This window comes from Roseateles sp. (genome assembly GCF_047654805.1).
In the GTDB taxonomy this organism is placed as follows: domain Bacteria; phylum Pseudomonadota; class Gammaproteobacteria; order Burkholderiales; family Burkholderiaceae_C; genus Pelomonas.
In genome coordinates, this window is the sequence record NZ_JASGIV010000001.1 from 1,690,480 (window position 1) to 1,702,112 (window position 11,633).

The 11,633-nt window shown below is 65.6% G+C and carries 10 protein-coding genes and 2 pseudogenes; 4 read left to right on the top strand and 8 right to left on the bottom strand.

Going from position 1 to position 11,633, the window contains the following annotated elements:
* Positions 1-105: 105 nt before the first annotated feature.
* A complete protein-coding gene (locus tag QM732_RS07585; protein ID WP_415655564.1) occupies positions 106-2,349 on the bottom strand; it encodes a hypothetical protein in 2,244 nt (747 codons plus the stop codon).
* A 91-nt stretch (positions 2,350-2,440) separates the two neighbouring features.
* Complete coding sequence (locus QM732_RS07590) at positions 2,441-2,890, bottom strand: copper chaperone PCu(A)C (RefSeq protein ID WP_415655565.1); 450 nt, start codon at positions 2,888-2,890, stop codon at positions 2,441-2,443.
* A 181-nt stretch (positions 2,891-3,071) separates the two neighbouring features.
* Between QM732_RS07590 and QM732_RS07595 the strand changes: the two genes are divergently transcribed.
* Positions 3,072-3,653, top strand: coding sequence for a PEP-CTERM sorting domain-containing protein (locus QM732_RS07595; RefSeq protein ID WP_415655566.1), 582 nt, complete (start codon positions 3,072-3,074; stop codon positions 3,651-3,653).
* Between the two features lie 87 nt (positions 3,654-3,740).
* On the opposite strand, the gene QM732_RS07600 is transcribed toward QM732_RS07595, so the two are convergent.
* Positions 3,741-3,950 (bottom strand): hypothetical protein, encoded by a 210-nt coding sequence (locus QM732_RS07600; protein ID WP_415655567.1) that lies wholly within the window; start codon positions 3,948-3,950, stop codon positions 3,741-3,743.
* 300 nt (positions 3,951-4,250) lie between these two features.
* On the opposite strand from QM732_RS07600, the pseudogene QM732_RS07605 reads away from it, so the two are divergent.
* Positions 4,251-4,316 (top strand): annotated as a pseudogene (locus QM732_RS07605) (hypothetical protein); the annotation flags it as partial.
* Positions 4,317-4,784: 468 nt separating this feature from the next.
* Here QM732_RS07605 and QM732_RS07610 read toward each other — a convergent pair.
* Both QM732_RS07610 and QM732_RS07615 read right to left on the bottom strand, forming a co-directional pair.
* A pseudogene (locus QM732_RS07610) lies at positions 4,785-5,024 on the bottom strand (transposase); the annotation flags it as partial.
* 122 nt (positions 5,025-5,146) lie between these two features.
* Positions 5,147-6,178 carry an IS5 family transposase gene (locus QM732_RS07615; RefSeq protein ID WP_415655568.1) on the bottom strand — a complete coding sequence of 344 codons (1,032 nt, stop codon included), beginning with the start codon at positions 6,176-6,178 and terminating at the stop codon, positions 5,147-5,149.
* A 282-nt stretch (positions 6,179-6,460) separates the two neighbouring features.
* Here QM732_RS07615 and QM732_RS07620 point away from each other — a divergent pair, with 282 nt between their 5' ends.
* Positions 6,461-7,078 (top strand): hypothetical protein, encoded by a 618-nt coding sequence (locus QM732_RS07620; RefSeq protein ID WP_415655569.1) that lies wholly within the window; start codon positions 6,461-6,463, stop codon positions 7,076-7,078.
* A 284-nt stretch (positions 7,079-7,362) separates the two neighbouring features.
* Complete coding sequence (locus QM732_RS07625) at positions 7,363-8,829, top strand: IS5 family transposase (RefSeq protein WP_415654708.1); 1,467 nt, start codon at positions 7,363-7,365, stop codon at positions 8,827-8,829.
* Positions 8,830-8,880: 51 nt separating this feature from the next.
* Here the strand turns inward: QM732_RS07625 and QM732_RS07630 are convergent, their stop codons facing one another.
* From QM732_RS07630 to QM732_RS07640, 3 genes are read right to left on the bottom strand one after another with little or no spacing between them, the layout of a single operon-like run.
* The gene (locus tag QM732_RS07630) at positions 8,881-10,056 is read right to left on the bottom strand and encodes a DUF1173 family protein (protein ID WP_415655570.1); all 1,176 of its coding nucleotides are present in this window, start codon (positions 10,054-10,056) and stop codon (positions 8,881-8,883) included.
* A 7-nt stretch (positions 10,057-10,063) separates the two neighbouring features.
* Positions 10,064-10,849 (bottom strand): LPD7 domain-containing protein, encoded by a 786-nt coding sequence (locus QM732_RS07635; protein WP_415655571.1) that lies wholly within the window; start codon positions 10,847-10,849, stop codon positions 10,064-10,066.
* Positions 10,850-10,884: 35 nt separating this feature from the next.
* Positions 10,885-11,622 (bottom strand): OmpA family protein, encoded by a 738-nt coding sequence (locus QM732_RS07640; RefSeq protein WP_415655572.1) that lies wholly within the window; start codon positions 11,620-11,622, stop codon positions 10,885-10,887.
* Positions 11,623-11,633 lie beyond the last annotated feature (11 nt).

Consider the following 11,633-nt stretch of genomic DNA (forward strand, 5'->3'; position numbering starts at 1 on the left):
AGACAAAACGACGACAACGGCGGGGGCTGCGCGCCCATGCCGTTGTGCGGGTAGTGGCAAAAGGAGACGGCGGCGCGGGCGCCGCCGTCTGTCCCGTGCCCAGGCTTACTTCACGCCGGCAACGGCGTAGGAGTTGGTCACTTCGACATAGATCGGGTTGCTGTAGAACCAAAGGTCGGACCAGGCAGCGACGTCGTAGGACACGTACTTCTGTCCCGACACCGAGGCGAGATGGGCCGGGCAGCCGTTGATGGCATCGCCGGTCAGCACCGTGCCGACGGTATTGCAGGGGATGCGCAGCATCGAGCTGTCATTGGCGTTGGTGTAGATGTCGGCCAGCGGGTTGCCGTTGGCGTCCGTCTCATAGGGCACGGCGGCCGGCAGGTTGCTGCCGCGCAGGCGCAGGTACTGCGAGGCCTGCACGGCTGGGATGCGGAAGCTCATCTTCAGGAAGACGGTGTTGTCCACGCCCGACTGCACCTGGGTCCAAGGCGTGCTGCCATTGCCGCTGAAGCTCTTCAGTACGGCGGCCGAGGTGTTCTTCGCGCCGGCCGGCACAGCGGACAGGCCCGTGGTGGTGCCGTCGGCCTTCAGCCAGGCGGTGTTGCGCGGCCATTCGCCTGCGTAGTCGGCCGAGCCCGGCGTCTTGTAGCCGGTGACCAGGCCACGGATCACGTCGACATGGTCCAGCACCGGCTTGTTCAACGGCTGGTTGATGCCGATCTGGGCCAGCGAGGGGTTGGGGAAGGTGTAGGGCGAGAAGTTGGCGCCGTCCGGGTCGCGCACGACGACGGCGACGACGATCTCGGCACCCGGGCGCGCGGCGAGCTTTTCTCCCATGGTGGCGCAGCCCGCCGAGTCGATGTCCGTGCCCTTGGTTGCAGCGGCGACGGCCAGGGCCTCGACGCTGGCGTTGGAGCGCGCACCGACACCGGCGTAGGACGTGCAGGCGATGAACGCGAGGCGATCGATCAACTGGCCCGAAGCGGACCATGCATTGCCGCTGCGCAGGCCGTCGACGATGGTCTGCGGGCGCAGCTTGTCGCTGCCGTTGCGGACCATCACGTGGGTACGCTGGTACTCGCCGGGGTAGAAGTCCTGCGTGGAGCGGCGATCATCCGGGCCGAAACTGCCACGGTTGTGCCAGTCGGAGCTGGCGAAGAACCACCAGTTGCGGCCTTCGCCCAGCAGCGCGTCCCAGACGCCGCCAACCTGGGCGGCATAGACGCCGGTGCCGCCGTAGGTCGTGCCGCCGACGGAGTCGACCAGGCCGACCGTGCCGCCGAAGTTGTTGCGCTTGACCTGATATTCGCCTCGATTGCTGGAAGCGCCATGGCCGGGCTGCGATTCGAAGCCGAACGCGATGCCGGGTGCGGTGTTGTTGAAGTTGCGCAGGTGCTCGATGTTGAAACCGTTGTTGCCATCCACATTGAAGGGGCCAGCGCGCTCCAGGTGGGCAGGCACGTAGTAGCTCTGCCGGCCGTGGAAGTTGGCCATCCACTTCAGGGCTTCCAGCGTCTTCAGGTGGCCCTTGTCGCCGGTTCCGGTGCCGCCGGGCTGCACCAGCTTCTTGCCGGTGCTGCTCCAGCCGAGGGTGCTGGACGTGGAGTCGGCGCTGGCGGGGTTGCTGCAGTCCCAGTTGTTGCCCGTGCTGGAGCCGGTCACGTTGCCGCGGCTGGTGTCGGTGTCGCCGCGGTCGAAGCAGTAGGACCACTGGGCCAGTGCGCTGGCATTGCCCAGCGCGGTATAGCCCGGCGTGGTGGGCAGCGTGGCGTTGTCCACGGCGGCCGGCACCTGGCCGGTGATGATGGACATGGAGCTGTGTTCATGGCCGGCGACGACGGACTCCAGGCCGAGGAAGAGCGGCAGGTTCTTGTAGGCGGCCAAGTACTCGATCACTGGGTACTGATACTCCTGCAGCGACTGCCAGCGCCACATGTTGCCGGTGCCACCCACGCCGCCGTTGTTGCCCTTGATGGCGGCGGCGCCGATGCTGTTCGCCCAGGTTGTCGTCGGACCCTGGCCGGCGACGTAAGGGTAGGCAGGCGTGGACAGCGAGGCGTCCTCGACCAGCGTGCAGTTGCGGTTGCCGTTGCCGCCGTGGCCGGCCTGGATGAACCAATCCAGGCCCCAGGGCGACTCGGCCGTCTTGTCGGTGACCTTCTTGACCAGCTTCTGCATTGAGATGGCGCCGTCAGAGCAGGTGGTGTGGTTATGGAAGTCGCCGGACACGTATTTCCCGGCGGTCTTGCCGGCGGCCGTGGCGAGATTGGGGGCGATGACCGCGGCACTGCCCAGCGCGGCGACGGCGGCCAGGGCGATCTGGCTCTTGCTGAAGAAATGAGTCATGGGATCTGCTCCGTGGAAGAAGGGGAGAGGGCCAAAAACGGGGCGCATGCTATGGACCGGGCGTGACCCCGCCGTGACGGGTTCGCGACGCTCAACGCAGGCTGGCGTAGTCGACGTTGAGCATGGCGTTGACGGGTTCTGCAGACTCGAAGATCAGGCGTAGCGGGAAGCTGCGGCCCACTTGCAGCGGCTGCTGCAGATCCAACAGCTCGATGTGCAGGCCGTCCTCGGTGAGGGTCAGTTCCTGGCCCGCGGGGATAGGCAGCGACAGCCCTTGCCGGCCTTCCGGTGCGCCTGGGCCGGCCAGCCGCGCCCCCGTGGCCACGGGGGTTTCCAGGCCGATCAGGCGGTCGCTGGCCTGCACCTCGTCGAAGCGCATGCACAGCCTTGCCGTGTCGGCGTCCACCCGCGTCGCCCGCGTCCAGGGGTGCCAGATGCGCATGCGGCTGCTGAAGAACTCGCAGGCGCTCGCGGGGCGGACGAGGCCTGCGGTGCCGAGGGCGATCAGCAGATGACGGCGGAGCAGGGCGGAGTGGGTCATGGCGGGTGCGGCAGCTGAAGGGGCTCGCGACCATCGCAGTCGCCGATGACACCCGCATGAAGCGCCGCAGGGCCTGCCTTGATGGCGTCACGAGGTTGTCGTCTTCGCCGACCACACTGCGCCCCCGACAAAGACGCAGCGGCAGCCGCCGCCCCAATCCCTCAAGCCCTGGAGTTCTTCGATGAAGCTCGCCTCCCTCGCCCTGGCTCTCGGCCTGGCCTCGCCCGCCTTCGCGGCCACCCCGCTGTCCGTGGACTTTGAAAAGACCTGGTCCTATGGCGAGGAGGTGGCCGACACCTACGCCATCGACGGTGTCTCGTTCACCAACGTGCTGGGCCTGTCCAACGACGCCGACTTCACCTACTTCGGCAACGCGCCGTCGCCCCTGGGTGTGGCTTTCGTGCAGTTGGACGGTGTCTTCAATACTGCCGCCTACATGAACGTCTCCGGCGGCGTCACGGGCGGCCTGAGCTTCTTCTACTCCACGCCCAGCGACGCGCCTGTCGCGATCAAGGCCTACTCCGGCCTGAACGGCACCGGCACGCTGCTGGGCACGCTGGACCTGAGCGCCAACTCGGCTGACTACACCGCCTGGAACCAGGCCGTGCTCAGCTTCAGCGGCACTGCCCTGTCCTTCGACCTCACCGGCATGGCCAACGTCGTGGCGCTGGACAACATCAGCGCCGTGCCCGAGCCGAGCAGCATCGCACTGATGCTTGGTGGCGCAGCCCTGCTGCTGGCGCGACGCCGCCGCCCCGACTGAAGAGCGCGGACCCCAAAGGAAAAGCCGGCTGTGAACAGCCGGCTATCTCGTTGGTGGGACCCATGGCCCAGCCGCGCGCCACGGTTCTCAGTGGAACGGGCGGCCAAGGCCCAGCAGCAACAGGCTGCCCAGGGTCGCGGTGCTCAACGATGCGATACCCGAACCGAAGAGCGGGTGCTGCGCCACGAGGGCCAGGTTGCCAAGCTTGAGCGCATGCCCCACGGAGATTCCGACAAACGCCAGCCCGATGAGGGCGACCAGGCAGATCATGGACACGAAAGCGTGCTGGAAGTTCATTGCAGCTCCTCGCGAAAGGCAGGCGTCCGTTTTAGCACCGATGACCCTCGAGTGGCGAGCCCAAGCCTGAGGTACTCCTACCCCGGGGTTGAGGGGAGGCGTGGCTCGCCGTCTTGATCAGCCTGCTGGCGCAGTGCCGAGCTTGCTGGCAGAAGGCTCAATTCCATTGAAGAAGCAAGGGAGGCTATGGCCTTGTAAGACGTGGAGGCCCAAGCCAAGCTCGACGGTGTCGACACCCTCGAGCTTGGATACCGGCGACAGCGGGACAGCGCACCTGTGCTGGCTGACATCGAAACCCTGATGCTGGCCAACCTGCACGGTGTGCTGCCCAAGAGCTTGCAGGGCCAGGCGCTGCACTACCTCTCGTCGCAGTGGAGCAAGCTCAAGCGCTATGTCGAGGACGGCCGCTACAGCATCGACACGGATGCTTTTACAAGGGGTTCCGCTGTTCTCCCCTTTCACAACAGGGACTCCTTTCGCGGGCGGCTGGTCCTTCCAGGACGCGACGAAACGTTTGTAGTCTTCCTCTGCTTTGCAGACGCGGTCCCGTTCGGCGTCGCGGACGGGATTCACGCTGTAGTCGCGCGCGGCCCCAGGTTTTCTTCCACCGCGCCGCGACGGCCTCCCCGACTTCAATTCAAGTGCCCGCAACTTGTACTGGAGCAGAGCTGGTCGGATCCAGGTGTAGTCCTGTTCCTTCGTCAGCATGTGCCAGATCAGCACCGCCAGCTTGCGCGCTGTAGCGACTGCGGCCACAGGCTTGCCTCGCTTGAGGCTGATGCGGTGAAAGAACCCGCTGAGCGGGCCGGGCCCTATGCCAATCACCCAAGCTGCCTCCACCAGCATGGCGCGCGCGTGCCCGTTTCCTTGATGAGTGATGTGCCCGTGATACGCCGGGCGATCACCGGATTGGTGAGCCGAGGGATTCAGTCCCAGGTAGGCGACAAGCTTTTGCGGGCTTGAGAATCGCTTGATATCACCGATCGCGGCGAGCACGCTGGCGGCCACCACGACATTGACCCCGCCGATCTTCATCAGACGCCGAATATTCGGATCGCCCAGAGACCGCTGCATAACTGACGTCGCAAGGAGTGGCGAACGGCCAGGCCAGCTCGGATTTCGAGATGCGCAATAAGGATCGAGTTTTCGGGCCGTTTTGACGCTTTTTGAGCCCGTTCCCTGGGGCCTTCGCCCCCTCAGGACGGACTACTGCCCGGACAGGGCTGCAGCCGCCCACTGTGCAGCTTCCTCATCGCCTTGAGCAGGTTCAAGCCCAATGCCGCCCAGGCCATCTGCGCCTGTGTCTTGGCCGCCCCGAAGTACCGCGCCCGGCTCAGATGGAAGCGCCGTTTCATCGTGCCGAAGCCCTGCTCGACCTTGTAGCGCAATGTGGCGATGGCCTTGTTCATCTGCGTCTGCAAGGGATGCACCGGTTTGCCGCGGCTGCCTTTGAACTGGATCAGGTCGCCGATGCCTTTGCCCTTGAGGTACTCGCGGTTGGCGGCACTGGCATAGCCCTTGTCGGCCAGCACACCCTCGGGCTGGATGCCCTGTTCGACGAGCGCGTCGACGATGCCGGGCAGCTTGTTCACTTCGGCCTGGTTGGCCGGATGCACCTCGACGTGCTCGACATAGCCGTCCTCGGTGTCCACCGCGCTGTAGCCGCGGTAACCGAAGAAGGCGTCCTTGCCCTTCTTGACCCAGCGCGCCTCATCGTCGGCACTGTCCACCATGTCGGCCTCGCCGTCGTCATCGACTTCGAGATGCTGGTTCGGGTGCGCGGCGCTCTCGATGATGGTGGCGTCGATGATCGCGCCGCGGCTGCCCGCCACCTTCAGCCCCTGGCCTTCGAGTTGCACATTGATCCGGCGCAGCAGCACCTGGTCGAGCTTGGCCGTCACCAGTCGGTTGCGGAAGCGGCAGATCGTCGTGGCGTCGGGGAAGCTGCCCTCACCCGGCTCGAAGCCGGTGAACACCATGAAGTCCAGGCGCACCTTCAGTGCGTGCTCCAGCTGCGTGTCCGACAGGCCATGCCACTGACCCAGCAGCATCAGCTTGAACATCGCCAGCGGCGCATAGGGCTCGGGGCCGCCGCCATGCGTGGCCTCGCGCTTGTACAGACCCTTGAGCTTGTGCGCGATCTCGGCCCAGTCCAGCAACTCGTGCAACTTCATCGTCGGCGAGTCCTGGACCAACGGCTTGGCACCCATCAGGAAGAAGCTGTCCATGTCCCGATTGCACCGCACACATCAGGACTGCGCATCGGGGAAGTTATGCAGCGGTCTCGAGATGATATTGATCAGAAAAACCTGCTTGCCACGGGTGCGACAACTGCAGACGCGGTCGTGACCCTTTTGAAGAAGAGCAATGGACTTCAATACTCCTGCTCAAGCCTTCATAAGGATATTGACATCGACTGCCACCTGATTAAAACCGGCTCTTGGTATATCAAGTTTTACTTCATTGACCCTGATACTTTCTTCATTAGCGTTCACCAATAAGGCAGCATCATGAAGCTCTTCCGAGAAGGCGACAAAAGCAAGGCAGTTTGCAAGTCTTGTGCTCGGATTGTCGGTACGACCTTCGCCAGGCGAGACGTGCCCTTTAGCGACGATGCGAAGATGGTTGCCAAGGACATCCTGGTTGGAGTTTGTGACGAGTGCGGTTTGACTGTTTCGATCCCCGCGCAGTCCACACCTGCCATCAGCAAGGTGCGAAAAGAAAAAGCGGAATCGATTGAAGCTCGCTTGCCCGCAATTTATGTCGACGTACTGGATTACGCAGCGCATTCGATTGACGTCCAAGCATCAACCGAATTTAGAAAAACCCTGCTGACCTTTTTTGTGCATAGAGCAGCGAATAGGTCGAAGGCGGCTTCGAGCTTGATCTCGTCGCATGAGAAGGCCAAACTCGAGTTCCCGGAGATTCGCGGCGGAACTCGCAGGCGTTTGTCTCTCAAGGTGGCGCCGCGGATCAATGAAGATTTCAAAAACCTCACCATCGGAACAAAGCTGACCACGACGGAAATTATCAAATCTGTCGTTTATGAAATTCGCGGTGATGTTTTGGAAAATCCTAAGCCAGAACTGATCAGCGAGCTTCGGACCCTCTCGGCAATTTCAATGTAAAGCCAGTTCTTAGAGCGCTGCGCGTAGCTCGCTCAGCTATCCAAACTTTCGCCCTTGCTGCAACCCAACATGAACAGCACATGGCGCAGAGAGAGGGAGGCCTTGTTGGTCAGTTGATCGTGCCGGATCACGATCAAATCCGCGGGCGAGACCCTTCATAGTCAGGCCTGCAAAACGCCTGGAACCCGCATGAACACTGGCATTGCGGGTGATCGCCGATAGTCCGAACTCCCAGTTTGCGTTGCAATGACGCGCAGTTCCTGGGAGTTTGGAGACCACCGCCGATGGCCACCGACGACTTCTTCCGCGCGCGCCTGGAGCAAATGATCGACATGCGCCACGCGCTGGCGGTGCTGGCCACGCGCATGCCGTGGGCGCAGATCGAGGCGTCGCTGGCGCCGCTGTTCGCGCACCAGGATCGCTCCGGCCGTGTGATCGAGGACACCGACCTGTTCGGCCCGACACTGGCGGTGGCCGGAGCCGGCGTGAGCCAGCGTGGCCGCCCACGGCTGCCGATCCGGCTGATGGTGGCGCTGCTGTACTTGAAGCACGCCTATGGCGAGAGCGACGAGTCGGTGGTCGAGCGCTGGGCCCAGGACGTGTACTTCCAGTTCTTCAGCGGACAGGTGTACTTCGAACCGCGGCTGCCCTGCGACGCGACGCAGATCGGGCGCTTCCGGCGGGTGCTCGGCGAGGCCGGCGTGGAGCAGTTGCTGAAGTCCACGATCGAGGCGGCCGTGGGCATGAAGGCGATCCGGCCCGCGGAGTTCGAGCGCGTGATCGTCGACAGCACGGTGCAGGAGAAGGCCATCGCTCACCCGACCGACAGCCGGCTGCTGGAGGTGGCGCGCGAGAAGATCGCGCGGCTGGCGCAGCGCGCGGGCTTGCAGCTCAAGCAGACGCATCAGCGCGAGGGCAAGACGCTGCGCCGGCGCGCGGCCGGCTATGCCCACGCCAAGCAGTTCAAGCGCTTGAAGCGCGTGCTGCGCCGCCAGCGAACGATCCTCGGGGCGCTGCTGCGCGACGTGCAGCGCAAGATGGTGACGCTGCCGCAGCAGGCCCAGGATCAGCTGAACATCTGGCTGCAGCGGGCCGAGCGCATCCGCACACAGCGTCCGCACGACAAGGGCAAGCTCTACGCCTTGCACGCGCCGGAGGCGGAGTGCATCGGCAAGGGCAAGGCCCGCCAACCCTACGAGTTCGGCTGCAAGGTGAGCCTGGCGGTGACGCACAGGCAAGGCCTCATGGTGGGCGCCAGGAGCTTCCCCGGCAACCCGTTCGACGGCCACACCCTGGCCGCACAAATCGAGCAGACCACGGTGCTGCTGCAGGACCTCGGTGTGAAGCCCACGACGGCCATCGTCGATCTGGGCTACCGCGGCGTGGATCACGAGGTCGCGCCGGTGCAGGTGATCCATCGCGGCAAGCACAAGACGCTGACCAACACGCAGCGCCGCTGGCTGAAGCGTCGTCAGGCGATCGAGCCGGTGATCGGCCACACCAAGCACGACAACGGGATGCATCGCTGCTGGCTCAAGGGCAGCGAGGGCGACGCCTTGCACGCCGTGCTGTGCGCGGCCGGCTTCAACATCCGCTGGCTGCTGCGTGCCATCGTGCGTCTGGGCCTGGCGGCCCTTCTCTTGTACTTGCGCAGCCTCGCTGCATTGGCCTGGCTGGCCCTGCATCGCTCCGCGACCGCCTCAGGCCGATCAACGGCCATCGATCACCGGCTCGCCTTCACGCTGCGCTGAGTTGGTGGAATAGAAATTTGCAGGGCCGACTTCATAGCCGTTCATTGCCATTCATGGCCGCTGATGACCTGACCGGGGCGGGATCACCTGAGCGTCGGCGGCATCCGCAAAGACGGTCGGCATGGGCAGCCCCGAGTCCGTGATCACGACACTGGCAAGTCTCTCGCCGTGCCCCAGGTCGTAGCGAAGCAGCTTGCGAAACGAGCGCTGTTCCCGAACAAGCTGGTCGACGAGTTGCTGCTCCAGCACCGTCTCGACCGGCAGCCACTGCCTTGTGACGGGCATCAGGCAAAGCCTGGCGATGGCGGGGGTGCCTCCCGCCGCCAGTTGGAAGCTCGCGCCCATCACCATGCGGATGTCCTCCGAGGCGCTCCAGACTTCAAGCTCCCGCGAGAACGTACGCCCCACGGCGTTGTAGAGCTCGTCGCCAATGGCGAAGCCGAGGTCAGGGATGTGCTTGATCGTGGCCTTGTAGCCGCGATGGGTGGGCGCGATGCCTTTCACCTCCCCGATCACGAGCATCAGCTGCTGCGGACGGTCGGGGCGTGGCACGGCAGCCGCCCAGCTGTCTCGACGACGGCGGTTGATGGCGTCGATGTCGTCGAGCGTGAAGGTCTCGGGGATGTAGAGCCGGGCCGCAAGCGCAAGGCCACCTACGACCTTCTGTTCGGCCGCGCGCAGGAGGTGCTGCCGCACGATGGCCCAGGAGCGCCTTCCGGAGAAGCCCGGCTTCCACTGCGTAAGCCCGGCCTCGTCCCAGAGGTAGTGCAGCAGTCCGCGCAGCGACAGGCGACGCGAGGCTGCGGCCGCGCTGCCCCCGAGGGCGCCGGGACGATGCTGGGGTGGGGGCTGCCCCTGCGCCCTGGAGAGCGGAAAGTCCAGCTTCAGCGTCGTCTCTCCGCTGGCCATGTTCTCGACGATGGCACTGCCCAGCGCACGGGCAAGGCCCGAGAGTTCTGGCGGTGGCTCGAAGGATGGGCAGTCCGGCGCATGGTCGCTGCCGGTCTCTGGCATGCGCTTGACGATGTAGCCATCGCCAAGCCTGGCGACGTACATCTCCACCCCGCCGGGCCTGCAAAGGCATCGCGGACGCCGGCGGCTGGCGTAGGCGCCTGCAATGGCGTCCGCAAGGGCGTCCGCGATGCCCGGGTCGCCCGCCTCGTAAGTGCAGCCTCCCACCTCGATCGACGGCGGCGATGGCTCCTCGTTGTCGCGTCGTGCCTGCATGGCAGTGTCAGCGCGTGGGTGCCGGCGAGGTGCGTTCCCGGGCGCGGTCCGGGTCCTGAGCGTGGCCGGGCGATGCCCGCTGCGGCGTGGCGGATGGGTCATACACCTTCACCCGCGGCACCGGGGTGTCGCGCCCGGCCCGTGCGAGCTTCTCGGCCACCGCCGCCAGGACGGCCGCCCGCTTGGCCTGCGGCACCTTCCTGGCCGACAGCACCGCGTCGATGGCCGCGACCACCGCCTTGCGTCCGGAGCCGCTGGCTGGCTCCTTCCCGTCCAGGGCTGCGGGCCTGTCGGTGCCTGTACCAAGCATGGGGCCGAGCATGGGGCCGGGGGCAGGTTCGGTGCGGCTGGCCTGGCGCGCGTCGCGTTCGCGCCTGAGCATGTCGAGGTCGGCCGGACTCGGTTCATAGCCCGCCGCCTTGATGCCACGCACGGACGCCTCCAGCCAGATCAGGCGCCGGAAGTCCTCGGCGCCCGAGACGCGCAGGCCCCTCCAGTTGCGGGCCTGGGCAACATCGACCATGGACCGTGCTACGGAGGGATTGCTCGTCTGCGTGGCCAGCCGCAAGGCCGACTCCGTGAATGCGATCCGCGAGGTGTCGCCCCGGAAACGGTAGTCGGTCCGGCCCAGCGTCATGGCGCCGATGCTCACTGGCGCCTTCTTGATGACGTAGCGGGCGTTCAGCGCGCCTTCGAGTCGAGCCACGAGCGCAGCGCGCTCGGCCTCGGCCGTGCGCTCTGCGGCACGAGTACTTGCGGCGGCACCGCCTGGGATGCGGGTTGCGGCTGCCATGGTGGTGTCCTTGCCCGGTACTTATCGACCGGCGTTCATCGAGACGCCGCCGCGGTGCCAAGCGCCACAGGACGCGCCACAGGAAGCACAACTGGCAACGCACGGTAGATCTCGACCTCGACGCGGCGATTCAGCGCGCGACCACCGGCATCCCAGTTGTTCGCGACGTGGTCGCCGACCGGCTGGTAAGTGGTCCGGATACGGCCGGCATCGATACCTGCGCCGACCAGGTAGTCGCGAACCGCCGCTGCGCGCTCGCGCGCGATGCGGCTCTCCGCAGGAGCGTCACTGCTGCCGTCCGTGCGTCCGCGAAGCCAGACCAGCGGCGAGCCCATGGCTTCGGCGATCAGGGCCTTGGCCGTCTGCGGCTCGATGTCGACGCGCGTGCTGCCGAACTCGAATCGCACATGCAAGACGATGTTGCCCGCCGCAGGTGGCCCGGCCGGCTGCTGCAGCTCGGACAGGAGCCGTTGGCGTGCCGCCAGGTGGGTCAGCGTTTCGGTGGCGCTCTGGGCGATCCGTTCGGACTCCACCGCGAGCTGCTGCGTGTTCTGCAGATCCCCCTTGCAGGCCTGCAGCTCGACGGCCAGGGCGGAGTTGGCCGGCCGCCTGCGGGATTCGTCGACGGTGGGTGGCTTGGGCGGCGAGCTGCAGGAGGCCAGCAGCATCAGTGGCGCCAGGACGGGCGCAATGCGGGTGAAGCGGGTGAAGCGGGTGAAGCGGGTGAGGCGGGTGAGGCGAACCGGGCGGACCTGGGCTGAGAGGGGTTTCATGGTGCTGCTCC